This is a genomic window from Bdellovibrio sp. KM01 (assembly GCF_013752535.1).
Taxonomy (GTDB): Bacteria; Bdellovibrionota; Bdellovibrionia; order Bdellovibrionales; family Bdellovibrionaceae; genus Bdellovibrio.
Genome location: NZ_CP058348.1, coordinates 1,777,317 through 1,802,503, shown reverse-complemented (window position 1 = coordinate 1,802,503; position 25,187 = coordinate 1,777,317). Strand labels below are relative to the sequence as shown.

General features: G+C 41.2%; 25 protein-coding genes. 15 read left to right on the top strand and 10 right to left on the bottom strand.

Annotation, left to right across the window (positions count from 1 at the left end; all coding sequences use genetic code 11):
• Positions 1–80: 80 nt before the first annotated feature.
• The 3 genes from HW988_RS08770 to HW988_RS08760 are packed head-to-tail and all read right to left on the bottom strand — an operon-like array spanning position 81 to position 1,349.
• Complete coding sequence (locus HW988_RS08770) at positions 81–458, bottom strand: hypothetical protein (RefSeq protein ID WP_220128843.1); 378 nt, start codon at positions 456–458, stop codon at positions 81–83.
• The gene (locus HW988_RS08765) at positions 433–708 is read right to left on the bottom strand and encodes a heavy-metal-associated domain-containing protein (RefSeq protein WP_181607283.1); all 276 of its coding nucleotides are present in this window, start codon (positions 706–708) and stop codon (positions 433–435) included. Before HW988_RS08765 ends, HW988_RS08770 begins: the two co-directional genes overlap by 26 nt.
• Positions 709–719: 11 nt before the next feature.
• Positions 720–1,349, bottom strand: coding sequence for a hypothetical protein (locus tag HW988_RS08760; protein WP_181607282.1), 630 nt, complete (start codon positions 1,347–1,349; stop codon positions 720–722).
• 69 nt (positions 1,350–1,418) lie between these two features.
• On the opposite strand from HW988_RS08760, the gene HW988_RS08755 reads away from it, so the two are divergent.
• The 4 genes from HW988_RS08755 to HW988_RS08740 all read left to right on the top strand — a co-directional run bounded on the left by HW988_RS08755 (position 1,419) and on the right by HW988_RS08740 (position 3,105).
• On the top strand, positions 1,419–1,943 hold the full coding sequence (locus HW988_RS08755) for an RNA polymerase sigma factor (RefSeq protein ID WP_181607281.1): 525 nt from the start codon (positions 1,419–1,421) through the stop codon (positions 1,941–1,943).
• Positions 1,930–2,457 carry a hypothetical protein gene (locus HW988_RS08750; RefSeq protein WP_181607279.1) on the top strand — a complete coding sequence of 176 codons (528 nt, stop codon included), beginning with the start codon at positions 1,930–1,932 and terminating at the stop codon, positions 2,455–2,457. The genes HW988_RS08755 and HW988_RS08750 overlap by 14 nt, the downstream gene beginning before the upstream one ends.
• Positions 2,458–2,567: 110 nt before the next feature.
• Positions 2,568–2,903 (top strand): BrnT family toxin, encoded by a 336-nt coding sequence (locus HW988_RS19250; RefSeq protein WP_181607274.1) that lies wholly within the window; start codon positions 2,568–2,570, stop codon positions 2,901–2,903.
• Positions 2,800–3,105, top strand: a complete 306-nt coding sequence (locus HW988_RS08740) for a BrnA antitoxin family protein (RefSeq protein WP_255490282.1) — start codon at positions 2,800–2,802, stop codon at positions 3,103–3,105. Before HW988_RS19250 ends, HW988_RS08740 begins: the two co-directional genes overlap by 104 nt.
• A 12-nt stretch (positions 3,106–3,117) precedes the next feature.
• Here HW988_RS08740 and HW988_RS08735 read toward each other — a convergent pair whose 3' ends face one another.
• Complete coding sequence (locus HW988_RS08735) at positions 3,118–3,864, bottom strand: endonuclease/exonuclease/phosphatase family protein (protein WP_181607271.1); 747 nt, start codon at positions 3,862–3,864, stop codon at positions 3,118–3,120.
• A 7-nt stretch (positions 3,865–3,871) separates the two neighbouring features.
• Entirely contained in the window at positions 3,872–4,861 is a 990-nt protein-coding gene (gene cysK / locus HW988_RS08730) for a cysteine synthase A (RefSeq protein ID WP_181607270.1), read from the bottom strand.
• Positions 4,862–5,257: 396 nt separating this feature from the next.
• Between cysK and HW988_RS08725 the strand changes: the two genes are divergently transcribed.
• From HW988_RS08725 to HW988_RS08690, 8 genes are all read left to right on the top strand, one after another.
• Entirely contained in the window at positions 5,258–6,496 is a 1,239-nt protein-coding gene (locus tag HW988_RS08725; protein ID WP_181607268.1) for a hypothetical protein, read from the top strand.
• Positions 6,497–6,564: 68 nt separating this feature from the next.
• Positions 6,565–8,004: a phosphomannomutase gene (locus HW988_RS08720; RefSeq protein WP_181607267.1), complete on the top strand. Its 1,440-nt coding sequence runs from the start codon at positions 6,565–6,567 to the stop codon at positions 8,002–8,004.
• Positions 8,005–8,102: 98 nt separating this feature from the next.
• Positions 8,103–9,563: a glycosyltransferase family 39 protein gene (locus HW988_RS08715; protein ID WP_181607265.1), complete on the top strand. Its 1,461-nt coding sequence runs from the start codon at positions 8,103–8,105 to the stop codon at positions 9,561–9,563.
• An 87-nt stretch (positions 9,564–9,650) separates the two neighbouring features.
• A complete protein-coding gene (locus HW988_RS08710) occupies positions 9,651–10,121 on the top strand; it encodes a hypothetical protein (protein ID WP_181607264.1) in 471 nt (156 codons plus the stop codon).
• 233 nt (positions 10,122–10,354) lie between these two features.
• Entirely contained in the window at positions 10,355–11,083 is a 729-nt protein-coding gene (locus tag HW988_RS08705) for a phage tail protein (RefSeq protein WP_181607263.1), read from the top strand.
• A gap of 189 nt (positions 11,084–11,272) precedes the next feature.
• Entirely contained in the window at positions 11,273–12,349 is a 1,077-nt protein-coding gene (locus tag HW988_RS08700) for a glycosyltransferase family 4 protein (protein ID WP_181607262.1), read from the top strand.
• A gap of 120 nt (positions 12,350–12,469) precedes the next feature.
• Positions 12,470–13,420 (top strand): glycosyltransferase family 2 protein, encoded by a 951-nt coding sequence (locus HW988_RS08695; RefSeq protein WP_181607260.1) that lies wholly within the window; start codon positions 12,470–12,472, stop codon positions 13,418–13,420.
• A 137-nt stretch (positions 13,421–13,557) separates the two neighbouring features.
• A complete protein-coding gene (locus HW988_RS08690) occupies positions 13,558–15,210 on the top strand; it encodes a hypothetical protein (RefSeq protein WP_220128840.1) in 1,653 nt (550 codons plus the stop codon).
• 590 nt (positions 15,211–15,800) lie between these two features.
• On the opposite strand, the gene HW988_RS08685 is transcribed toward HW988_RS08690, so the two are convergent.
• Genes HW988_RS08685 through HW988_RS08670 form a run of 4 tightly spaced genes read right to left on the bottom strand, consistent with a single transcriptional unit; the run spans position 15,801 to position 19,940 of the window.
• Positions 15,801–16,889 carry a hypothetical protein gene (locus HW988_RS08685; RefSeq protein WP_220128839.1) on the bottom strand — a complete coding sequence of 363 codons (1,089 nt, stop codon included), beginning with the start codon at positions 16,887–16,889 and terminating at the stop codon, positions 15,801–15,803.
• Positions 16,871–17,986, bottom strand: coding sequence for a non-hydrolyzing UDP-N-acetylglucosamine 2-epimerase (wecB, locus tag HW988_RS08680; RefSeq protein WP_370468161.1), 1,116 nt, complete (start codon positions 17,984–17,986; stop codon positions 16,871–16,873). Before wecB ends, HW988_RS08685 begins: the two co-directional genes overlap by 19 nt.
• Positions 17,987–19,057, bottom strand: coding sequence for a polysaccharide biosynthesis protein (locus HW988_RS08675; RefSeq protein WP_181607254.1), 1,071 nt, complete (start codon positions 19,055–19,057; stop codon positions 17,987–17,989).
• A 1-nt stretch (position 19,058) separates the two neighbouring features.
• Positions 19,059–19,940, bottom strand: coding sequence for an SDR family oxidoreductase (locus HW988_RS08670; protein WP_181607252.1), 882 nt, complete (start codon positions 19,938–19,940; stop codon positions 19,059–19,061).
• Between the two features lie 373 nt (positions 19,941–20,313).
• Between HW988_RS08670 and HW988_RS08665 the strand changes: the two genes are divergently transcribed.
• A complete protein-coding gene (locus HW988_RS08665) occupies positions 20,314–21,396 on the top strand; it encodes an acyltransferase (RefSeq protein WP_181607251.1) in 1,083 nt (360 codons plus the stop codon).
• A 584-nt stretch (positions 21,397–21,980) separates the two neighbouring features.
• Positions 21,981–22,469, top strand: a complete 489-nt coding sequence (locus tag HW988_RS08660) for a WavE lipopolysaccharide synthesis family protein (protein WP_181607250.1) — start codon at positions 21,981–21,983, stop codon at positions 22,467–22,469.
• A gap of 318 nt (positions 22,470–22,787) precedes the next feature.
• On the opposite strand, the gene HW988_RS08655 is transcribed toward HW988_RS08660, so the two are convergent.
• The gene (locus HW988_RS08655) at positions 22,788–23,999 is read right to left on the bottom strand and encodes a glycosyltransferase family 4 protein (protein ID WP_181607248.1); all 1,212 of its coding nucleotides are present in this window, start codon (positions 23,997–23,999) and stop codon (positions 22,788–22,790) included.
• Between the two features lie 67 nt (positions 24,000–24,066).
• Between HW988_RS08655 and HW988_RS08650 the strand changes: the two genes are divergently transcribed.
• Positions 24,067–25,059 carry a glycosyltransferase gene (locus HW988_RS08650; protein WP_181607247.1) on the top strand — a complete coding sequence of 331 codons (993 nt, stop codon included), beginning with the start codon at positions 24,067–24,069 and terminating at the stop codon, positions 25,057–25,059.
• Positions 25,060–25,187: the final 128 nt, after the last annotated feature.

Sequence of the window (25,187 nt, the reverse complement as noted above, 5' to 3'; positions counted from 1 at the left end):
TCAACGAAGTGAATTTCGCGGATTCGCTTTTTCAGGCTCACTGCGTTAGGGGGAGCACGGACAAAGAGTGTCCGTGCCATTTAGAGGTTGGGCGCGATGAAAGCGAAGAAGGCTCCGATCAAAAATATGATCACAGAGATCGCATAAACTCGAGCTGAGAACTTTCTGCCCGTTATGCAGGCATCCCGGAGTTCAGGATCGATGGGACAAGGAGCGTTGCGGTTAAACCACATCCACAATCCGTTTGCGGAAAGCATGATTGCCGCAAAAATGAACACTTCAACTTTATGTTCGGAAATCCAGATCAGCCCAGGCACTTTTGTCGCAACACCAGCCAGAACAGCTCCCAAGCCAAGACTTACAAATAAAGCAGGAAGAGCACAGCATACCAGCGTTCCCGCGGAACTAAATAAAGTCAGATAAGTTAAAAAACTATTTTTTGTCGAAGCTAGCTTCATAGCCCGCATCCTTTAACAGTGTTTCGATTTTTTCGTGGGTGAGTTTTTTGCCTTCGTTATAAGTCAGCTTCACGAACTTCTTCTCAAGGCTTACTTCAACTTTCGACACTTCGGGTTGCTCTTGGAATTTTTTTGTAATTCCTTGCGCACAGAAAGAGCACACCATGCCTTTAACGCCTACAGTTTCAGTTTCAGCCGCGAAGGCATTCATTGAAAACAAAAGTGACAGAACAAAAATCAACGACTTCATAAAATCTCCCTTTAAAAATGAACCATATAGTTAAATGCCCAATTTCCGTTAAAGCCTGCACCTAACTCAACCAGAACATTGCGGTAAAAAAGACGGATGAACTGTGTGAGCTCCACACCCGTATCATTTTGTTTATCAGCCTGAAGAATAAACCAAGCATTGATATCGTTATAATCAGCCAAGTACGGAGCAACACCTGCACGCAGTTTCATCATTTCAAAATCAGGTCTTAATTGGGGTTCTGAGTGATCACGAAAAAATCTTCCGTAAGAAGCAGCGGTGTAGTATTTACGCGACTCCCAATCAAGATCAATGGAAGCGTAGCCCACACCTTTACTTTGATCATAGGATTTCTCGGTGCCGTAACCGGCACTCAGATAGATGTTTCCCTGGGAATCCTCGTTATTCCAGCGTTTTGCGAGATAATTAATTCGTGGCAAGGTATAGCTGACATCTTCGACTTTGAAATAATACAGACCAGCTGCAAGATACGACTGAAAAGAATAAGTCAGTAGCAACTCGTTTTCACCGGGTTTATTATAAGACATCAGAGACGTAGCCCCTTGGTAGGACACAGGATGGGCCTGCACTTGCGTGCTGAAGCTTGTGATGAGTATCAAAAATAAAGTGAGCATCTTCATACTTGTTTGTTCCTTCATACGCTATTAGGATGGGGGCAGAGGCTTTGTGACAAAGTGATAGAAAAAAAGTTGGAAGACCAAACAGACGAAGAACTTTTAATCTCCCTTGCAGAGGGAGAAACCAAGGCATTGGATTATCTCTATACGAGACATTCCGGGCGCGTTTTATCTTATATTAAGAAGCGTGGTCTTTCTGCAGAACGCGCGGACGATGTATTACAAATCGTTTTTATGCAGGTCTTTCGTAAAAAACACCTCTATGACCCGAAACACCAGGCTCTGGCCTGGATCTATGTCATCACTCGAAGTGAGCTCAAAGACTATAGAAATCGTGAAATCAAAAACCACCTCGAATGGGACGATAAGATGTCACAAAGTGACGACTCGGCTCCTAATGTTGAGCATGAGGAAGAGGCTGCGGTTTTGCTAAAGGAACTGGGTCCTCGGGAGCAAGAGGCCTTACGGTTGAGGTATCTGGATGAGCTGGAATACGAAGAGATGGCTCGACGTATGAAAACCTCTAACAGCAATATCCGCCAACTGGTCAGCCGCGCTTTGAAAGCCTTAAGGAGAAATAACAATGAAAGACATTAAAAATGATTTTGAGTCTTTTAAAAACGATGCGGGTGAAACTGCGGGTTCTTCTTTTGTCTTAAATAAAATTCGTGCGGAAATTTCTGCTTCTGCTCCGAAAACATCTTCGGTGGCTTTGAAACTTGGCGGGATTCACTTGGTGAGTTCATTCTTTACTTTGATGGCGTGTCCTCAATTTGGGACTCGCTTGTTTTTTTCGGGCGAGGGCTTGATGGATGTTTTCATGAAGATCTCCCCGGCTTTTTGCCAAGCATTTTGTGGAGCCTTTTATTTGGCTGTGACTTTTATAATGGCAAGAGTGCTTTTGAAATATGATGAGTGGTTGGTATTGATGCGTTCTCGCGTGCTCACGATTGGCTCTGTGGCGTTATTGTCTTTAGGGGCTTTCGCTATGCTGGCTCGTGGAATTTCATTTGAAGCGGGCTTATTGTGGGTGTTTGGCGCTGTGGTGGCAGCAGAAATGGCTTCTGCTTCGCGCATGACTCTTAGAAAGCTTATTCCTTTTAAAAATTAAGTCACCGCGTTTCGGATTTCGAAAATACCTGTTACCCATAAATTGCTGATTACCGTGTGTCTAAAATTGCACATGTCTTATCCCCTATTGTCTTTACTTGGGGAATATTTATGTATATACATAAATCAGGGATGCTATTTCAGTGGGATCCCGACAAAAGCATTAAGAACATTCAAAAGCATGGAATTGATTTTAGTGAGGCTGGCACAATTTGGCTGGATAACTACATCCTCACTGACATTGATCAAAAGCACTCTGCCTTGGAGAGTCGATTTATCGCTATCGGAATGTCCATTAATGATCGACTGATTACCGTCGTCTTTACTGCTAGGAGTTCAACTTATGAAGAAAAAGAAATCCAATACTGTCGTATTATCAATGCACGAAGTGCTAACGCGGGCGAAAAAAGTCGGTATAGGGAGAATCGTCAAAGACTCCGAGATTGACTACTCGGACATCCCAGCACTTACCGATGAACAACTAAAGAAGCTAAAACCACTAGGGCGTCCGTTGATTTCCGGATTCCCCAGGAAGGCTATTTCTATCCGCATTGATGAAGACGTTCTTAGTAAAATTAAAAAGAAAGCTAAGAAACAGGGAATTCCTTACCAGAGCCTTATTAACGACATCTTGAAAAAAGCTGTTTAAGTGTGTCTCTACTTAAAGTTTCAATTTAATCTCTAAGGGGAAGTGATCAGAGCTAATAACGGAGCTATGCACTTCTGCTTTTAGAACTTCAAAGCCTCGGACAAAGACGTGATCTAGTTTCAACAGGCGTCCGTCGTTTTCTAAATCGATATGTTCTAAGCCTAAATCTCGGAAAATACTTTTCATGATCAGATGGCGTTTTACATTCCAAGTGTTGAAATCTCCGGCGAGCACCACGGGGCCATCGAATTTTGCGATGCGCTCGGCGATTTCGTAAAGAGATGTTGTGAAAGCACCCGTCGTTACGAAATTTAAGACATGGGTGCAGACAACTAAGATTTTTTTTCCTTCAAAATCATACTCACTAAAAAGGGTAAGTTTCGGCGTCAGCCAAAAAAACTCTCTCGAACTTGAACGAATAAAATCCACAGCACTCGGAGTGTATTTCGATCCGATCGCAACGCCGGTGCTGTTTTGATTTTTCTTATAGTGAAAACTTTGGGCCAAATGCCACTCGTAAGTGGAAAAGTCCTTGGTCCATAAAAGCGGCATCTTGTTATCGACAAGGGCCTCTTGCAGCATGATAAAGTCTTTACCGCTACCGTGTTTACGAAAATCATTTTCAAAGATCTTCGCGCCCTGCCCCTTATACACATTCCAGACAAAGATGTTTAACTCCGACGTGGGAGCCAGCAGCTGGCCGGCCTCCCCGATCTTCATTAAAACTTTCTCCATATCTGGAATTTTAAAAGGAACCATAGACTCCTTATTTCACTCGCGCCAAGTATTTTTCATCCACTTCGTGGACTTTCAACGCCTGAGATTCAGTGCGCTCCTGTTCTGCAAGAAGCGTTGAAAGATAGCGCTCGGTTGTACTTGGTATGATGACCACGATATTTTTACCGCGGTTTTCTTCTTTAGCGGCCTGACGAAGACCTGCTAGGATCGCCGCCCCTGAAGAGATACCTACCGGAATGCCTTCAGTTTTAATCACTTCACGAGCCATCTTCATGGACTCTTCAGAAGATACTTGTTCAACACCGTCAACCACAGAGCGATCCATCACGGATGGAATGAAGCCCGCTCCCAAACCTTGAATTTTATGAGGGCCGGGCTTACCGCCGGATAGGACGGGGCTTTCTGTGGGCTCCACTGCGATCATTTTTACAGAGGGCTTTTTTGCTTTCAATACTCTGCCGACACCTGTGATAGTTCCCGATGTTCCGACCCCACTGATGACCATGTCGACTTGGCCGTCAGTATCTTGCCAGATTTCCAAGGCTGTTGTTTCAGCGTGGACTGCTGGATTCGCAGGATTATCGAATTGACCTGCCATCCAGGAATTTTTATTGGCCTCATGAAGTTCCATGGCTTTTGCGATGGCGCCTTTCATGCCCAATGGACCTGGTGTCAGGATGATTTTTGCTCCCAACATCAAAAGCAAGGTTCTGCGTTCTTGGGACATTGTTTCTGGCATTGTCAGAGTAATGGAATAACCTTTTGCAGCTGCGACGAAGGCAAGTGCAATACCCGTATTACCACTTGTGGGCTCGATGATCTCCATGCCTTTTTTTAGTTTGCCTTGAAGTTCGGCGGTTTCAATCATCGCCAGACCGATGCGGTCTTTTACCGAAGCAAGTGGATTAAAAAACTCGAGTTTTAAAAGAAGTTTTCCGGGCAGATCTTTACCCAGGCGTTGCATTTGTACGAGCGGGGTTTTTCCGATGGTTTTGGTGATATCTGAATAGATTCTCATTGCTGAAATGTCCTTTTTTGTTGGTCTCCTCGGACTGGAGAGTAGATGTCCATTCTACTCCTGGTTTGGAGGTGTTTCTAGGGAAGATTCGGGGGTCTGGGGAGTTTTTGCGCTCGTAAGGTTTATTTGGGTTTGGGCGAGCACGGATGTCGAGTTTTTAGACAGGTTGTCGCTCGGCATTTTTATTGCGGACCTTGTGGTAACTTTCATTTCCGCTGCGGTTCCTCACCGCATTCCAGGATGCCGCCAAATTGCTCCAATCCCTCGGCCCCTGTCTAAAACTCAGACAACCTTAGTAGATATTTCTGGCACTTGCTTTGAGACCGCCTGCAAACTGATTTTCGGTTATAAAGAATGTGATTTTTTATTCTAGCCCGTGGTGGGTGGAGTCTTTTTATGCCGATTTCGATGCGAAATATTTTGATCATTGGATTGTGTGTTTCCTTGGGCGCTTGTGCGTTTAAGAAGGAAGATGCTGAGGATAAACAACGTCAAGACTTGGCTGACGACGTCGCTAAGAAAATTCAAGAGGATCAGAAGAATTCGGTTGTGGAGCTTAAGGAATCTACTGTTCCGGTTACTTTTGAAGAGAAGGATCTTGGCGACTACGAATTCAAAATTCAGTGGCCCGATTCTATTGGGTCGGTTGAAATTTATCTGAACAATCAATACCAGGAAACGGTTACTGGAAAAAACTATTTCAAAAGAATCGTTTCACAAGGTGAACAGATCTCTTATCGAATCAGAGCATATGCATCAATAGCAAACGGCGGAGTTTTAATCGGAGAATACGAAAATATCGCCACCGCCCCCGTTGATTTGCTAGTTTATAATAGTCGGTCTCTAAATGCCGATCTAAAAATGTTGAATGTCAACCGCGCGTACTTCCGAACTGATACTAAAATTATCACAAACGGCTTTGATCTCACGATTATAGCTCGTACTTTAATTGTAGAAGACGTGGTGGGGACCCAAAATGGCAAGCCAGGTCAATATTCTCAAATAGTCACACATCCTACACATGAGCCTTCCAAAACAAATAGAAGCTCAAACATCAAAATCAAAGCCGATCGTGCCATCGGAAAACTTCAAATCGCGATGATTGGAAAAGATGGACACAATGGAAAAGACGGCAACGACTATGCTGTTGAACAGGGATTATCTCTATTGTCTCCCCGTGCTGCTGATGGAGCAAAAGGTGCGGATGGCATAATTGAGCGCGGTCAAAGCTGTGCTGGCAAAAAAAATCCTGATACTTGCGTTAACACAGGTGATAAATGCAAAGCTAAACCTACAAATGGAACCAATGGCGCAGATGGTGCTAATGGCTTCCCAGGGCAGGACGGCGAAAATGGTGGCGATGCTGGATTTGTTAAAATCGAAGTCACTGATGATTCTGAGTTCTTTTTAGAAATCTATCAAAAACCTGGCAAAGGTGGCCTTGGCGGCAAAGGATCAGCTGGTCAACTTGGTGGAAAAGGTGGCGCTCCTGGAAATCGACCATCTGCCTGCACTGAGGGTGCGGCAGCTGGAAGCGATGGCAAAAATGGCGCTCCGGGGGCTGACGGCAAAAATGGAGCCGACGGCAGAGCCATCATCCTTGAAACCAAAGTCAGAAACCAACGAGTCATTTAACCCTATACGCACCTCGACAAGACTTTTCCGTTCAGATTTGATTCAATCGAGCCCTTATTGAGGGCTTTATGGCATTGAAGTTTGGGACAAGTGGTGTTCGTGGATTGGTTACTGAGTTTACTGATAGAGAAGCGTACCTTTTGACGTGCGCTTTTTTAAAGCATGCTGACCTCGTCTCCCCTTCTCAAACTGTGGCTGTTGGAATGGATTTGCGCGAGAGCAGTCCAAAGATCACGGCCGCTGTTCAAAAAGCTCTTCAAGATCATAACAAGACCGTTCAGTATTGCGGTGTTTTGCCGACGCCTGCACTAGCGTATTTTTCTGCAGAAAAAGGGTCGATGGCTGTGATGATTACCGGGAGTCATATTCCTGCCGATCGCAATGGGATCAAGTTTTATCTGACTTCTGGTGAAACACTGAAAAGTGATGATGAGAAGATTTTTAACAACTACGAAAACTTGCAAAAAGAGAACTATAAAAAGGAACTCTTTAACGACAAAGGTGAGTTCCTTCAAAGCACAACCCCCAAATCTTTAGATTGCTCCAAAGAAGCAGGTGATCTTTTCATTCAGCGCTATGTTAATGCATTCGCGGATACCTCGTTTAGCGGCATGAAAGTGCTTTTTTACGAACACTCGTCTGCGGCTCGTGACATATTCACCGCTATTTTAGAAAAACTGGGCGCGCAGGTCATTCGCTTAGGTTACAGTGATAAATTTGTCCCAGTGGATACTGAGGCCGTTGAATCCTTGGATCTTTTCAGCAAATGGATCAAAGAAAATAATGCTGATATTTTGGTAAGTACCGACGGAGATGGTGACCGTCCTCTCGTGATTGATAACCAGGGCCGTTTGGTACAAGGTGATAAGCTTGGAATTATTTGTTCTGAGTTTTTAGCTATCGATGCTGTTGCTTTACCTATCAGCTGCAACTCTGGAATTTCCGGCATCTCTAGTTTTAAGAAAATTAATTTTACAAAAATTGGCTCACCTTACGTGGTGGAAGCTTTGAATAACCTGATGAAGGAATTTAAGTCTGTCGCGGGGTTTGAAGCCAACGGCGGATTTATTCTTGCGACACCTGTTCAGCGCGCTAGTGTTTTGAAACCACTTCCAACAAGGGATTCAGTTTTACCAGCACTTGCAATCATCGCTTCTGCTAAAAAGCACAACTGCAGCGTGGCCAGTGTGGTTGATAAACTTCCCAACAGATTCACCTCAAGTGTGCTCGCTAAAAACTGTCCGCTGGAGAAAAGTCAAAAGATACTCCAAACAGCCGGAGCTGCACCTGAAGATTTTGTGAACAAAATAATCCCCGGCTCAAAGATTCAGTCGATTAACACTCAAGATGGACTGCGTATGACTACAGATAAAAATAAGGTGATTCACCTGCGTCCTTCAGGGAATGCGCCAGAGTTTCGATGTTATACGGAATCTGATTCGCAGAAAGATGCTGATCTTTTAGGTGCGGCTGCGCTTGAAAAGATCTTGGCGATGATTCAGGGCTAAGGTCGCCAACGCGACACCTTCGCTAGGCAATTGTAACAATATCGCAATTAGACATTTTAATCCCTTGCCGTAAGAATTTACGATCGAGGACTAATTTAATGAGCAAAAATCCATTTCAGAATCTTGCACAAATAGACTCTCGTATTAAATGGCTGGCATTTGCTTTGATCCTTTTTGTATTCGGCAAAAGTTGGGAACCTGGCGTTGGGCTCGATAGTGCGACTTATGGATCTATCGCGCTGGATATTCTTCACAACGGCACGTGGTTTAATCCAAAACTTGCACCGCAGATTTTTGATCCTTTTGTTGAACACCCGTATTTGGCGCTTTGGCTTGACGCCTTCTCGCTAAAGCTATGGGGATCAACAGCTTTGGGGATTCATTTTACGGCATCGGTGTTAGGCATCCTGGGTGTCATTGCTTTCTTCTGCGCCATTCGCAGGCTCATTGACGAAAATACGGCGTTGTTAGCAACGATACTTTTAATGACCATCAACGTGTTCATGAACTTTATGTCCAGTGGTTGGCTCGATATGCCGATGGTTGCGTTCATGTTAATTGGATTTTATTTTTCAAGCAGAATTTCAGACGGCGATGATCTGATCATAGTTTTCCTGACTGGACTTTTTTTAAGTTTTGCGGTTCTTACGAAGGGCGCTGCCGCGGTAGGAATTTTTCCGATTCTGTTATTTACTGCTTCTCGATGTCATTGGCGTTGGCGTCCGCTGTTGGTTTTGAGTGTGGGACTGATCGCACCAATTGCCGCCTTTTCAATGGCTCATTATGAATCGCAAGGTTTTTTCTTTTGGAAGGAGTACTTTCACAAGCAATTTGTTATTCATAACGATCCTCGCGAAGCCAGTCCCGATTCCGTTGGATGGACCTGGTATATCCAGGACGCTGTATCCCACGCACACTTAGTTGCACTGCTGTTTATTCCTGGCTTGGTTATGCTTTGGAAAAGAAATTTTCGTTGGCTCGCATTCGTCGCAGCATTTGAATTTTTAATTCACCTTGCCGTCTACGCATTCAGTATACGTCAGAACCGACAATACTTACTGCCAATCTTTCCGTGGTTCGCATTAGCCGCGGGATTTCTTATCTCTCTTCGCTGGAAGCTCAATGCGGAAAAGTGGTCAAAAGGTCTTTTCTATTTAAGTGTCATTTATTTCTTTACGGTTTCCGTTCTGCCCGTTACGGTTCACTCGATGAGTGGTGCGGAGTTTTACGCGTTCACTTCCGTGATAAAGAACTCGCCCATTAAAAATGTCTATTTTGAGGTCACTGAAGAAGAAAAAGCGACTGGTGAGCTAAGAAGCTCTTATTTTACCTGGTATTGGCAAATTGTACCGGTGATGTTTACCACTCCCGAATTACCTCGGGTGATTTTATCACTTACAAACAGCGACGCGATCTTATTGGCGCTTAATGGCGCGAACAATCACTACCTGCAGACACCTGAACTGGTTTGCGCCTGGAATGACGCTTGGATTCTAATTTCCACTAGGGAAAACTGCTCAAGTGTGGACCGAAAATTCAGAAAAGTGCCGACCAATTAAGCAGATTGCTATTGCGAGAATCCTGGACACGATCAATTGACAATCCCGGACGCGCCCTCCAGAATTTATCGCGGAGGGTTTATACTCATGAGCAACAAGTTAATCGCAGGACTACTTCTTTCTGCTTCTCTATTTTCAACTTCTTATGCCCGTGCGGAATATGCATTGGGTGCAATGATCGGTGATCCGATCGGTTTTTCCGGTCGCATGTCTTTGAATGATCAAAATTCAGTGGATGCATTCCTCGGAGCATCTGGCGGCACATACCGTGGCTTGCAACTTCACTCAACTTTCTTGTTTGATAAATTCCAATCTTGGGAAATGGCTAAAGAAGGCCCGATGAACCTTTACTTGGGTATTGGTGCTCGCATGATCTTTATCAACGATGGTAAATACGATGGGGATGTCGCTTTTGGACCTCGCGCACCGGTCGGTATGACTTATATGTGGGCGGATCCTAAGGTTGAGTTTTTTGCCGAGGCGGCTTTGGTTCTGGATGTGTCTCCGAAAGTGGATGCGGATCTGGATATTGGGGCTGGGGCGAGATTTAGATTTTAAATATTAGTTTGATGGGAAAGACGAAAATACTATACGTGTCTTCGTCTTCCTCCTTGGGCAACAAGCTTTCTTAACAAAAAAATCCAATTTCATCCTCAAACGCGTCACGTTCCACCGGTAAAGACGCCGTCGTCAAATATCAAACAAACACCTTCTAGTTTTATAAACATCACATAGTTTTCTTTTTACTTAATTTTTAGGTTCTGGAAATTTAAGTAAAAAAAAGGATGTTTATGAAAAAGTATATTGTTCTGTCGTTGATCGCAATTTCTGCCTTAGGCTTCACACATAAAAATGATTTAAAAACAATGGGTTTAAGATTTGTTGCACCAGGGGTCGAAGATAAAACTAAAATTTTAAATCCTGAAGAAGGCGAAATCGTCTATGAATCCAATGCCTCCGGAGACAAAAGGTTTTACGGAAGAACAAACAACACCTGGGAACCGCTTTCATCAGTTGCGTCCCTTATACCTGCTGGTGTGATTTTGCCATTCGGGGGCTCAACTGCTCCAGGCGGATATTATTTGGCGGATGGATCAGCATACCCAATTGCAGGAAATGAAGATCTTCATGCAGCCATTGGAACTTCGTTTGGCGATGGCACAAAAACTCCCACGGGAGCTTCGACAGGATATACACCTGGACAGGCTTTCAATGTACCTGACATGCGTGGCCGTTTCATGCGTGGTGTAGCTGGCTCGTCGACTCTAGATCCAGATAAGACATCAAGAGAATCTATGATCACAGGCGGCAACGGAAACACTGGAAATATGGTAGGTTCAGCGCAAGGCGATCTACTTAAGACCCACTTCCATTCAACGCAAGCAACCATTAACTACGGTGGCAGCGGCTCTTGGAACTTTACAGGGGGACCTCTTGGTCAAAGCTATGTTACGGGATCAACAGGCGGACAAGAGACACGTCCAGTAAACCTAAACGTTAATTATATCATCAAAAGGTAAGCAACGTTTCAGTCGATTAAGGAGTGAATGGCAATCCACTCTCTCCTTAATTATCGTGCCATTCGTTAATACAAAACATTTAATTCAGTGTCCGCACTCAACGGTTGCAACGAGACTAAATGGCCATGTTGATGGGGCGCGCCACTGCATACCCTTGAACTGTACCTAATTTATATTAAGATTTGTCCTATGTTATTTCTTGTTTTCGGGCCATTTGTTGTATCTATGCTAATTGCTTCCTTTTCAATTCCAGCCATAATTAAGGTTGCCGATTTGAAACACCTAATGGACGAACCTGACTCAGACAGAAAACTTCATTCCAACAGAACTCCCACTCTTGGTGGAATTGCTATTTTTGCCGGAACTTTATTTTCATTCTCCGCTTTTACTGACTACCTTTCGACATCTGAAGTTAAGTTTATGATTCCGGCATTAGTTCTTTTGTTCTTCGCTGGAATGAAAGATGACATTCTGATTTTAAGTCCGTTCAAAAAACTTGGAACACAAATATTTTGCGCCATGCTAATCACAATATTGGGCGATTTGCGACTAACCAGTCTTTGGGGAATGTTCGGAATTTCGGAAATAGCGCCTCTTGTTGGTATCACATTAAGCTCACTAGTAATTGTCGCACTTATCAATGCATTCAATTTAATTGATGGAGTAGATGGGCTCGCAGGAGGCCTCGGCATAATTGCAGCGATATTTTTTGGAATTTGGTTCACTATCGCGTCCTCTCCGACGATGACAATTCTCTCATTTTCATTGGCTGGATCACTGTTAGGCTTCTTGATTTATAATTTTAGAAAAGCAAAAATCTTTATGGGCGATACCGGATCTATGATTCTTGGATTTATTATTGCCATTCTGGCACTTCGCTTTATCGAGGCGAATCGAATTCCAGGATTTGAAACTTCACCTTATTACATTAAAGCGGCGCCAGGAGTGGCCGTTGCGGCCGTGATTATTCCGCTACTTGATATGGTTCGTGTTTTCTTTTTCAGAATTTTAAGAAAAAGAAGTCCATTTACTGCGGATCGAAATCATATTCACCATGCTCTTCTCGACCTAAAGATGTCCCATGTAAAAATATCTTTAATTCTTTATACCGCATCAATTTTTGCAATCGCATTGAGTCTATTATTGCGTCAAATGCGCTCCATGGATTTGGTTATTATCCTGATAGTTACTTTTATGACTATTAAAGTCGCGACATTACGCTATCGCACCCGTTGTTGTGCTAAAAGAAAAACGGCGACTAAATAAGCCTGACAATGACATGGAGAAGTCTGCAATCATACTCAGTTTACCATTTTATTGTTTTAAATATTCATTAATAAGCTTTAAACATTTGAACGACTAAGCCTCAACACGGACAGCATAATTTTGACTAAAGAACATACTTCCAACATAAATATTTGCGTAGTTATTCCAACTTACAAGTGTAAGGCACATATTTTAAATGTTATTAAAAAGATGAGTCCCTTACCTTCGAAAATTTTCATCGTTGATGATTGTTGCCCCGATGAAACTGGAAAGTATGTAGTAGAAAACAACCGCGACTCGCGAGTTGAAGTTCTTTTTCACAAGCAAAATGGTGGAGTGGGCGCTGCCATGAAAACTGGCTTTGAAAAAGCAATTTCACAAAATTTTGATATAATCGTGAAAATGGATGGTGATGATCAAATGGATTCAAAATACTTAGAATCCCTACTGTCTCCGATTATAAAAGGTGGCTATGACTACACAAAGGGCAATCGCTTCTATCACCCTGAAACCGTTTTCAAAATGCCTCTACTGAGAATCATTGGAAATTCATTTCTAAGTTTCATGAGTAAGTTTTCCAGCGGATATTACTCCGTTTTCGATCCAACCAATGGTTACATTGCAATTAAACGCCAGGCTCTCGAACAGCTGCAATACCAAAAACTCAAAAGCAATTACTTTTTTGAGTCAGACCTCTTGTTCCGACTCAATTTAATTGGAGCCAAGGTTAAAGACGTTCCAATGCCTCCCATTTACAACAATGAGAAGAGCAATCTAAACGAAATGAAAGTCATTCCTCTATTTTTGAAATCACACCTTAAGAATTACCTTAAGAGATTATCTTACAGCTACTTCTTGAGGGAATTTTCAATTGGAACTGTGTATCTGTTATTTGGAGTAGCCTCTCTAACGTTTGGATCATTGTGGAGTCTATATTTCTGGATAAACAATGCACCCGCGCATATACCAACCCCCACAGGCACCATAATGGTTGGAGTACTCTCAGTGTTCATAGGCGTTCACTCGATTTCATCATTTTTAGCATATGATGTGGCCCGGGAGCCAAAATAATGGTTGGCGTATTAATTCTTTTTTCTCTGATTCTGTTTCAATGCATTTTTCAAAATTCAAAAAGCAAGATTCAAGCCGTATGCTTAGTGATGACCCTAATAACTTTAGGACTATTCTACTCTTCCTGTTTTGAAGTCTTGAACCAATTCAAAATTTTTCTTTATCTTATTTGCTTCATTCCATTTGGCTATTTCATCATTCGCTACAACAAAATTAAGAAAAACCTATTTGAGGTCGAAGATTTCATATTACTTGGCACTGCTATTCTTTTTGTCGGCGCCTCATCTGGAATGACCTTACACCTCTGGGACGAATTTAGCCATTGGGGCCTGGTAGAGACCTTTATAAAAACTTATCACGCAATTCCAAAAGATGGAAATATCGTGAACTTCCCCAGCTATTATATGGGAATGAGCCTCTGGATCGATTTCTTAAGTTGGCCAGGATCAATAAATCAATCCGAATGGTATGCAGCCAGTTTAATTATAAGTTTGATACCAATTTGGATTTTCTTGAAAGTTCTTAAAATTGATTCGCATCTAAGTAAAAAAGAACAAATTATTTCCTGCTTCACTGTTCTTTTGACTTTTATTGCATTAATCCACATCACGAAACAGAATCTTTTTGCCCTTTATGTCGACATCAACATGGCATCTTTTTTATGCCTGGGTTTTATAGCCTATACTGTTAAAGACTATAGAACTTCTTTGGCCCTTTTATTGATGCAATCAATACTGCTCGTAGTTTCAAAACATATTGGTGTAGTTTTTGCGTTCACGGCTATCTTGGGATGGGTTGTATATAGATACAAGGACAACGTCTGGAAAAATATACTCGGCGCCGTGATCGTGGGAAGCATTACTCTGTCGACAAAAATATTTTGGGACTACCGCCTTCGAGCTTTAGATATCCGAAAAAACTTTGACGACAATAATATTTCGGTAGGTGCATTCGTTAAAAGATTTTTAACTTTCAATTTAACTCCGCACGAAACAGTTATCTTAAAGAATTTTGTTCTTTCCACTATAGGTTCTCAACCATTTTTAATTTTACTCGCACTAACTCTCCTCTACGTTTTTTCTCGCAAAAGGGATCTTTCCAAAACACTCATAACCACAGCTCTTCTTACTCTTGCAGCGTACCTAGGTATACTTTACTTAACTTATTCATTTTTATTCGGTTCTCAAGAAGCCGAGGCACTCGCAAGTTTTGACCGATACATCTTCCCGATTTTCACCGCGTGGATCTTATTCTTCGTTGCGAAAATATTCATATTGAGCACAAAGCCTGCCAAATATTTTTCTTTGGTTTCGGAAAAACATTTTTATTTCAAAACCTTGTCCCTAGCACTAATAACGTTAATTATTCTGAGCAAGGAGCGTTCAGCCGCAATAGTTGATTCAGAAAATATTAAGCCAATACGGGCAACGGCTAAATCCGTAATCGAAAGTCTGCCCCAAGGTAAAAATAAAGTGTTTCTACTTTGGCAACATAGCAATGGCTTTGAATTTTACATCCTCAGAAACGAACTTCTGCCAAATTGGATCCAAACAGAGCCGTTTTGGGCGATAGCAAAAGAGGTTAAGCCTCAAGACTATTGGACACGAAAAATATTAAGCAATGATGAAATATATAAATCTCTTTCTGGATTTAACTATTTATTATTAAAAGGCAGCGACGAGCAATTTTGGAACGAATTTGGTGAAATGTTTGATGCAAAAACTGATGGCATTTTCGCTCTTGAAACAGAACTGGGAAGAATTAGATTTATACTTAAAACGAAGCTCTGATGCGCTCTAAAGGATCAGATCTTATGAAATTCATATTTTACAAAAATAGAATTATTATCGCCGAACTAGTCACAAACATTGCGCTTGACGGAAAAATGGAAGGCGATGCATCTTGTCGCTCGAATTGAATGCAGGGCGCACTATAAACTTCCTCGTTTGACCGCAATTCGATTTTTTCACTCCAACAATAAGGCATAGAAAACACCTTCTCGTCTGTATGTTTCGTAACTAAAGATCCCTCATAACGGCTTTGTACTGCATAGAGATACCAATATATCTCCTCAACGTACTTGGAGCTTGTGTTGGGTAGTTCCGTCTTTACTTCAACAAGGAAATCTTTCTCATCATCCGTATTCCAAAGATAAACACTTAATAGATTCCTATCATCTTTCGAAGTCAAAAGACTTTTAAGGTTCCTTGAATTAATTTCGCCCGCAATACGTTTAATGTCTTTTCTGGAATCAGGATTTATCTCACCTGAAGCCTTCAACAGGGGAGAAATGTAAACTCGAGTGACATATTCTGTAGAATGAAAGTAATTCTTTAGTACCGCCGCAATCACAACAAAAGACAGTGCACAGAAATAGAATCTAACCCTTTTCATAGATCTGTTCTCTTTTAAGGATAATAAAATACATAAAGGGATAACATGGAAATAAATATCGATGGATAGCAAACGGCAAAGTGGCTGACACCACAAACCAAAGCGATAAGAAAATGACTTCAGCAGTTACTTTTCGCTTCAAGGTAACTATCCAAGCTAACATACTCGTAAAAATAAAACTTGAAATCACCGTTACCCAGCCATTTTTTAATACGGAAATACCACCCCTAAACAGTTCTACAATTCCGGCAGAAGATGCTTGGAGCACTCTAGGAACGATAACTAAAAAAAACAGGTGGTACTCCGTGGCCAAGTATTGCCACAAACTCGATAACCCAATACTTTGCGAGTTCTTGCTGGCGTAGGTTAGGACAGATTCTTTATCAGCCATTCCAGGAATAAAACTATAAAATATGGAAATCGCCCCAATCAGAGCAAATAAAGAATAAACAATTACCAAATAAGATTGCTTTCGCAACACTAACCAAAGTCCGACGACAGCCAAAAACTCTATTTTTGTGAATAAAGCCATTAGGCAAGCAGCAGCGAAAATCCAGGATTTCGTTCGAGTTGTGGACAGAAATAGTAATGCGGAAATGATCATGTATAGCTCTTTATTAACAAAGAACACTTGAGATGAAATCGCTGGGTTGATTAACAAAACAATTAATACAAGGTAATTACTCTGCGAAATTCTTTGGGCAAAACATTTTATACTCAAAATCAATATAGCCAAGTTAGCTATAAAAATAGCATCAAAGTTACAAAAGAATATTTTTGCAAAATACACCGGCCCAAAGATATTTAGAGGTATTTCGCTCCAGCCATACGTTGTAGCATACTTCCAATATACAAAGGGATCTGCCGAAATAAAATTTGGATACGGCGGATATCCATTATTTAACGTCAGACTATTAAGCCAAGGTCTGATGTTAAACGAATACTGATATGCCAAAAGTATAACAATTAAATGCACAGCGATCTTCATCAGGCATTCAGATGAGACCACCTCCCGCAATCCAGTTATCGAAAGAAAACCGCCTTTGGGTTTATTCATTAAATATTTTTGCGCCACACATATCTATTCACATAATGCGTATAGCTTAGGATGTTTTTCAGTACTACCGAAGACACACTGTCAATGTCGTAATCTGGCACGATAGGCGGCTTACCCAGAGACACAGCAACCTTGATAGAATGAACAATGTCCTCTTTATCTGTTCCAGACATTATCAGCGCACCGACATCATTCCCTTCTGGTCTCTCATGAGCATTTCGAATAGTAATCGCGGGAAACCCCAATAAACTGGATTCCTCTGTAATTGTTCCACTGTCGGAAACAACACAGAAGGCATTCATTTGCAGCTTAATATAATCACAGAATCCGAAAGGCTTCAGAAAATACACATCCTGACTTGAGCTTGAAAAATCCATTTCATCCAGTTTTTTCCTAGTTCTAGGATGAGTGGATACTAAAACCTTCTTTTTAAAGGTTTTTGCTATCAAATCAAAACTCTGAAGAATTGAGTTTAGGTTTTCAGGAAAGTCGACATTCTCTTCGCGATGGAGGCTTACGAGAACGTAATCATTAGGCTTCACCGAAAGACTTTCGAGAACATTCGACTTCTCTATCTTTGGCATATAGTACGAGAAAATCTCCTTCATGCATGAACCTGTCTTTATCACCTGTTGTGCTGGAAGACCTTCTGCTATCAAATACTGCCTGGCATGTTCGGAAAGTGGCATATTAATATCTGAAAGATGATCAACTATTTTTCGATTAATCTCTTCCGGCACACGTTGATCAAAACATCTGTTCCCGGCTTCCATATGGAATACCGGAATTTTCATTCGTTTTGCTACAATAACTGCCAAGCATGAATTTGTATCACCATATAACAATAAGGCATCAGGCTTCTGAAGCTGCATCAACTTTTCAGACTCTACCAATATATTGGCAATAGTCTGAATTGGGGTCTCCCCCGCAGCATTCATAAATACGTCGGGCTTTCTGATTTCCAGATCCTTAAAAAATACTTCATTGAGCTCGTAGTCGTAATTTTGACCTGTATGGACAAGTACGTGCTCAAGGTTTTGATCTAAAACTGCAATGACTCTAGAGAGTTTAATAAGCTCAGGTCTTGTCCCAACAATCGTCATTACTTTCATGATCTACCTCAACATTTCATCATCTGTAAAATTTGGCACATCATCAATCATAAGATTATGCTTTTTCAGCAAAGCAAGAGTCCCTTCGAAGTCCAGCAAAGTATCAGTCGATGCAAACTCTTTTTTTAATTGTGAATTGCGCACATCAATACTCCCACCATTCAACTCAGGAAGCATCGAACGTATTGCATAATAGTCCCCACGAGGCTCAACATAAGGAGCTTCCTCATCGGAAATCATAATCTCATGAAGCTTTTCACCTGGGCGGATTCCCGTGACTTTCACTTCGATCTTGCGGTTGCCGATTAAGCATTTAGCAACGTCAGTCATCAAGGCAGCGGGGGCACGGGGAACGAAGATCTCTCCTGCATTTGCATATTTCAATGCATTAAAGACGGTATCAACCGCTTGATCCAGGCTTAATAAGAAACGTGTCATACGCGTATCAGTAATTGTTACTGGACCGCCCGTTTTTATTTGTTCATGAAATAACGGGATAACTGAGCCGCGCGAAGCAAGAACGTTACCGTATCGAACACAGATGAATCGTGTTTTAGGTGCAGAAACATTAGCAGAAATAAAGACACGCTCTTGAAGAGCTTTAGACATCCCCATAGCGTTGATTGGTTTACAAGCCTTATCAGTCGAAACACCAACAACAGTATGTACCGGATAGTCATGCTCTCGAATAGCGCGCGAAATATTATATGCTCCAAGACAGTTAGTCATAATTGCTTGCTCTGGGAAATACTCACACGTAGGTACTTGCTTTAGAGCCGCCGCATTAATCACGATGTCAGCATTTTTTACGGAAGCACAAACATCAGCGTAGTCGCGAACGTCACCAATGCGGAACTCCAATACATTCTTAAAGTTATTATACACGACCTCATCAGTGGACACCGTCTTATGTAGATAGGAAAGACGCATATTATGCTGCTTACCTTCGTCACGTGACATGACGATAAGTTTCTTTGGAACACCCATTTCGCCGGTTAAGACCCTGCGCACGAACGTTTTACCCATCGAGCCAGTTCCACCTGTAACTAAAATAACTTTGCCATCAAAATACATACTACACTCCGTAATTCACTGAACTGTCTTGATTCATCGCACGCAACATTTGATCCCAGCTTGGCTTAATAAATCCAGTGGCCTTCGCGTAACGCTCACAATTTAAAGTTTTATTGCCGACATAACCATCGTAGGGCATCACCTCTACGCCACAATGATAAATCTCATTTGCTTTCCCTAATAAGTCATATTTGGAAATGTATTCGCTAGAGACTTGATATACCCCACTTAGCTGAGGGAAATCGCGAATCAATCGCACGACTTCGTCTGCGACAAAGTTGGTCGTCAAACCAGAGTACATAAAGCGACTGTAACCATTAATTTTGCGTCCGGATTGAGACAAAAACCATTCGATCAGTTCCGTTTTACCTTCAAGCTCACGACCAACAATGGATAGGCGCAAAGTTAGAGCGTTTGGGCCGCCGACCTCACCTAAGAATTTCGACTTGCCATAAAGTTCGTTCGCAGTAGGAACATCAGTCTCTGAGTAGTTTCCTTTTGTGCCATCGAAAACACAGTCGGTACTAAAATGAATTACGCGACATGCATTCTCATTTCCCCATAATGTAAGTTTATGGGGCAGCATCGAATTCACTTCAATGCACTTTTCGATATTACCCAGCTCTTCTTTACGCAGTGTCAGGCCAATACAATTTACAACAACCGTTGGTTTAATCTTTGAGAGAACTTTAGAAAGAGAATCAAAATCAGAGGCATCGACACCATCAAATACTTCACCGTCTTTAAAAATCTCGAACTTTTCGTAATGAGATTTAGACTTGCGAAGAGTCGCAGCAACATTTCCAACCCCGAAGGACTTCAAACATTTCAACCAAACTTGATGCCCCAACATTCCGGCAGCACCTAGCACTAGTATTTTCATTCGATAAACCTCATCAATTCTGGACGATATTTCAGTGTTTTTAGCATTTTAGATAGTTTTAACTCAATGCTTCATGGAGTTTTATTACCCTGAAGATACAGCCCAAAACTTTTTTCCACATGAGGCCAGTTAAATGTGCTCACAATATCATCATTAGAATTTTTAAGTTTACAAAAACAAACAAACAACCTTATGTACTTCAATGCATAAGCCTTGTACGATATCTAACTTGCACCCGATTTCGCTCATCGAGTCTGTCACTTCGTTCTGGAGAGATAAACTCAAACAGGCACGGACTTTTAGAAAACAAACTAATATTTCAACCATTACAACAAAACAGTCTGCTACTACGTACCACCTAGGGATCACAACCATGGCTCACAGCCCACAGTTAGATGGAATTAGATTCTTTGCATTTTTTTTGGTTTTTTTGGCGCATACACCTAGAGGAATGGGCATTGATGCCCTTCAAAATATTGGATGGATTGGAGTAGACCTGTTCTTTATTTTGAGTGCGTATCTTCTGACTTCGATAATGCTTTTAGAAATCAATCGAACTGGTTCTATCAATTTAAAACATTTTTTTGTGCGCCGTTGCCTTAGAATTTGGCCGCTCTATTTTATTGCACTTTTTTTTGGTTTTTTTGTCTTTCCATATTTCGCAGTGAGGCTAGGTCCAATAGCTCCATCAAACGAATATTCGCAACTTTTTCAGCATTTCAAATATTTTCTTACATTCTCACAAAATATTTCAACAAGTATATCGCAAGTCAAAACTGGGAACATGCTGGCACCACTCTGGAGTATTGCCACTGAAGAACAGTTTTACGTAATATTCCCGTTTATAATTATTTGGTTTTCCCGAAAAGGATTCAATAAAACATTTATATTACAGTTCGCAGTCACTTCAATAGCGCTTTCCATACTTTTTAAATATATTATGCTTCAAAATAGAAAAGATATGCTTGCTGCATATCTAAATCTTCCGACGAGAATTGAGCCATTCATGCTCGGAATCCTCCTCGCGATTTTCTCAAAAAGCGTTATGAATAATCCTATCTTCAGATTCTTTAATCGAAATATATGGATTTTAGTTCCGATACTAATTTTTTGGTCCATACGGCATTGGCCACACCCGACTGCTGGAGATAGCAATATATATATCTATCTCATTAATGGAGTTGCATTTGGAATTCTCATTATTAGTGCCAATATAGACAAGAGCCTATCAAATGTCTTTTTCAGCTCAAAAATACTGACAACTCTTGGAAAATATACTTACGGCCTATACGTCTGGCATGCTGTAATTATATACGGTTGTACACAATTAGAAATCTTAAATAAGAATATATATCTTCTTTTTATCACAAGCTTAACTCTAACGGTTCTAGTCGCAAAATTGTCTTACGATATTATCGAGAAAAGATTCTTACGGTTAAAACAAAAATTTAGATGAATTCGTGAATTTCGATCTTCCCACCAGTAAGGTTAAAACAGCGTGCGCACCCAATGACTGTCACGAAGAAATCTTAATTTTTAAAACTGGGCTGGCCGTATTTTTATAACAAATGTCCGACGCTATCAAGTTTTTGCATTTCTCGGATCAGTCTATTTGATCGTGACACCTGAAATAAACTAAGCTCTTTTCAATAGTCGCAATCGCAACCTCTTTCAAAAAGTACTGGTCAAAAAAATTCTTCGCATTAAGGGCAAATGCGTCAACCTGGTCTTGAGGACTTTCCTTAATATTCAAAATAATTTTACTGAGATCATCAGCAGCTTTTGCAGAGAAACCGCACTTGGATCGGTCTAATAAACCTACGCCAACGCCAATTGAGCTACCGATAATCAAAGCCGAACCAATTTTGATGGTGAACTTAAAAATTCGAATTTACCCTCATAACAAGAGTTCACTCAGTGTTAGTTAGCCCATAAAGCAAAACCGCGCAACGCAGCGGTCATTTTTTTATTTCTTGAATGAATTGTGTGGCACGAACTTCTTAACATCCGGAATATCTTTGAAACCGATTTAGGATATTCATGAATACGATTAATGATTGCACGCTGTTGTTCGCCGGCCCTTGGCACGTAAATACAATGAAAATGATTGAGAAAAACGCCGATCATTTTAAGCACATTATAGTTTCAGCTTGGTCTAACGCAGTGCCATCGGCAAATCTTCCCAACGTGCAGATAGTTCATCAAGAACATCCGAAAATTATCCAAATTCACAATGCCCAAAATATTCACTATCAAACACGAAGCACGCTGCTGGGTCTTGAATTTGTTACCACGCCGTTAGTTGTAAAAACACGAACGGATGAATTTTACTCGAATTTAAATAAGTTCATTGAAGAACTTGATCCATCAAAACTTGCATATAGCAATATTTTTGTCCGTGATGTTAGCTACAAACGATATCATATTTCGGACCATCTATTTGGCGGAACAACCGTAAAGCTAACTCAGACGTTTCAGCGACTCCGCGAGGTACTCGAGGATACGTCTAAAGTACCGTACCCAATCTAGACAGACAGAACACAAGCTGAGGCAAAAATTAGACTTCTATACCTTCTGAATTCTAACTACGAACTTGATTTACTTTTGAATTGCCCGGAAACACGAGCATTTGAAATAATGAAAAATGAATTCAAAATCATTAACGTTGAAAACTTCTCCCCTTACCTAATACGTTCGTCTGCCGCGGGAGAAATCACTTCATTAAAAGATTTTTTGAAACGTGATACAGTACTGAATTTATTAAACATTAAAACTATCGAAGACTGCGCACCTCGGGGGCCAATTTTACATTTTGCTGATAGAATTCAATTTAAAATGCGCAAATTTTTAAGAACTCCCTAATTTCAAAACACCTTCAATCGCATTAATAGCAACTTCCTTGGCAAAATGTTTTTGATAGTAACTTTTAGCATTTGCAGCAAACTCGCTAACCTGATCTTTCGACGAATTCTTGAAATTTAAAATTACCTGACTCAATTCCTCGCTATTCATTGCTGATGCGACGAGGCCGCAACCAGACTGTCTGATAACGTCGGCACCAGCCCCATTTAAACAGCCAACGATGGGACGTCCCGCGGCCATATAGGCCTGAATTTTAGACGGAATTGTCATAGAAAAAATGGGTTCATCGGAAAGACTCACCAATAAAGCACTGGATCTACGAAACAATGCTGGCATGTCCGCTACCGCCCTTCTTCCAAAAAAGATTACATTTGGTAGCTCGCGATCACGAACATACTTCTCTGCCCATTCTTTCTGACTTCCGTCACCAACAAAAACAAATTTAATTTCCTGATGATGCTTCAAGGAGTTGGCTGCACTCAGGACCGTCGAAACAGCTTGCGCCTTTCCAATATTACCAGCAAAAGTAATAGTTAATTCATTTTGAGGAAATTCTTTAAGCCAGGAAGGTTCTTCTTTTTGCGTCTGCTCAATTTCTGAAGGAGCCCAATTCGGCACATCGACTATCTGACCTTTGAAGCCAAATTCATTCAAATTCGACCTAAAAGCGGGAGATTGAATCAACATAACGTCAGTATTTTTGTAAATCCATCGAACCATACTACCGATAATTTTATATGGTATTGATTTCTTGCCGAGAGCACCGACCGCAGAAACACTTTCCGGCCACAAATCCTGCAACCAAATAATCACCTTTGCTCCTGTAAAACGCGCTTTTATAATAGCGGGGATTGCAGTGATAATGGGCGACGTTGCAAACACAATGTGAGCATCTACTTTTTCTAAGCGAAAACTGCATAACAATCCACTCACGAGATGGGACAAATAGTTAAGTGCAAGCCAAAAAAAACCTTTTTTTCGCGGAACGATTGGGTAGCGAATAATTTCAACACCTTCGTGTTCCTCAGTGTACGGTCCGGACAACAAAGAATATGGCGCAAAGAACTCACCTTTTGGATAATTGGGTAAGCCCGTGTAAGCCTGAACGATATAACCCCTTGCAACTAACTCTGCAGCTAGCTCATTCACTAAAAATGATTCTGGATAGTAAACATAGGAATGAATTGCAACTCTCAAAAATGCCTCCGTTGGCCACTTAATATATATAATTGACCAATACTCTGCCGATCGCCAAGATTACGCTATGTTAGAAGAATTGCCACAAGAAAATATAGTTATCGTCGCCCAAAATATTAGTTCAGGTGGCGGCGCCGTTTTACTTAAACAGACACTCAGACAAGCCTCTACCAAGAAGAGTGTAGTTTGCATAATTAACGACACTTTTCAAATAGAGCCACTCCCGGGGGTTGAATTTATAAGAATGCCTCGTTCGATTTTTGCTCGTTTGAAGATAGACCTAGTCATTCTTAAAAATTACAACACACCCAACACGGCGGCCTTATATTTTGGCAACTTCCCACCACTTCTTCCCTTACCGATTAAAACTTACGTATTCTGCCAGAACCGCTATATCGTCGGACCACTTGACCTAAAAGTATCCAAAATCTTCGCCATCAAAGTTGCACTTCAGAAAACGCTATTCAAACTTTGCAGTAGAAAAGAACATACCTTCATTGTTCAAACAAAAACGATGGCAGCATTGGTAAAACAATCTCTTCACTTTTCTCCCATGTTAAAGGTCTTACCCTTTACCGAAAAAATTTCCTGGGAGAAAATTAGATTTGAAAACAAGCCTAACAATCAAAAGCCATTCCTTTATGTGGCGTCCGGCGAACCACATAAAAATCATTTAAATCTGATCATGGCCTGGGAAGCACTATCCTCAAAATTCGGACTACATCCTGAATTAGTGCTTATTTTAAATGCAGAAAACTACCCCATCCTTCACAAGACACTTGTCGACATTGCAAGTCAAAAACGTCTCAATGTCCGCATCGTAGATGAAATGGAACATTCAAATTTGCTCAATGCTATAGCTAATTCAGTCACTATTTATCCGTCACTATTTGAATCATTTGGATTACCATTGGTTGAGGCTAATCAACTGAACGCTCCGATTGTTGCTTCAGATCGCGAGTTCGTCAGAGACGTTTGCGATCCTCAAGAAACGTTTGACCCCATGTCGACAGAGAGCATCGCGACGGCGGTAGTGGCGTTCCTTAATAAAAACCCATAACCTATTTACGCCAGGCGCAAAGACGTCACTAAAACAATCATAAAGCATCTAGATCTCTTGAGAAACTTAATCGGGCAATGTATTTTGGCTGCATGAAAATTTTAAGTCATAGAGGCTATTGGAAAATT

Coding starts and splice junctions, on each gene's coding strand:
- HW988_RS08770 (WP_220128843.1), bottom strand. CDS start 458: ATGAAGCTAGCTTCGACAAAAAATAGTTTTTTAACTTATCTGACTTTA.
- HW988_RS08765 (WP_181607283.1), bottom strand. CDS start 708: ATGAAGTCGTTGATTTTTGTTCTGTCACTTTTGTTTTCAATGAATGCC.
- HW988_RS08760 (WP_181607282.1), bottom strand. CDS start 1,349: ATGAAGATGCTCACTTTATTTTTGATACTCATCACAAGCTTCAGCACG.
- HW988_RS08750 (WP_181607279.1), top strand. CDS start 1,930: ATGAAAGACATTAAAAATGATTTTGAGTCTTTTAAAAACGATGCGGGT.
- HW988_RS19250 (WP_181607274.1), top strand. CDS start 2,568: ATGTATATACATAAATCAGGGATGCTATTTCAGTGGGATCCCGACAAA.
- HW988_RS08740 (WP_255490282.1), top strand. CDS start 2,800: ATGAAGAAAAAGAAATCCAATACTGTCGTATTATCAATGCACGAAGTG.
- HW988_RS08735 (WP_181607271.1), bottom strand. CDS start 3,864: ATGGTTCCTTTTAAAATTCCAGATATGGAGAAAGTTTTAATGAAGATC.
- cysK (WP_181607270.1), bottom strand. CDS start 4,861: ATGAGAATCTATTCAGATATCACCAAAACCATCGGAAAAACCCCGCTC.
- HW988_RS08725 (WP_181607268.1), top strand. CDS start 5,258: ATGCCGATTTCGATGCGAAATATTTTGATCATTGGATTGTGTGTTTCC.
- HW988_RS08720 (WP_181607267.1), top strand. CDS start 6,565: ATGGCATTGAAGTTTGGGACAAGTGGTGTTCGTGGATTGGTTACTGAG.
- HW988_RS08715 (WP_181607265.1), top strand. CDS start 8,103: ATGAGCAAAAATCCATTTCAGAATCTTGCACAAATAGACTCTCGTATT.
- HW988_RS08710 (WP_181607264.1), top strand. CDS start 9,651: ATGAGCAACAAGTTAATCGCAGGACTACTTCTTTCTGCTTCTCTATTT.
- HW988_RS08705 (WP_181607263.1), top strand. CDS start 10,355: ATGAAAAAGTATATTGTTCTGTCGTTGATCGCAATTTCTGCCTTAGGC.
- HW988_RS08700 (WP_181607262.1), top strand. CDS start 11,273: ATGTTATTTCTTGTTTTCGGGCCATTTGTTGTATCTATGCTAATTGCT.
- HW988_RS08675 (WP_181607254.1), bottom strand. CDS start 19,057: ATGTATTTTGATGGCAAAGTTATTTTAGTTACAGGTGGAACTGGCTCG.
- HW988_RS08670 (WP_181607252.1), bottom strand. CDS start 19,940: ATGAAAATACTAGTGCTAGGTGCTGCCGGAATGTTGGGGCATCAAGTT.
- HW988_RS08665 (WP_181607251.1), top strand. CDS start 20,314: ATGGCTCACAGCCCACAGTTAGATGGAATTAGATTCTTTGCATTTTTT.
- HW988_RS08660 (WP_181607250.1), top strand. CDS start 21,981: ATGAATACGATTAATGATTGCACGCTGTTGTTCGCCGGCCCTTGGCAC.
- HW988_RS08650 (WP_181607247.1), top strand. CDS start 24,067: ATGTTAGAAGAATTGCCACAAGAAAATATAGTTATCGTCGCCCAAAAT.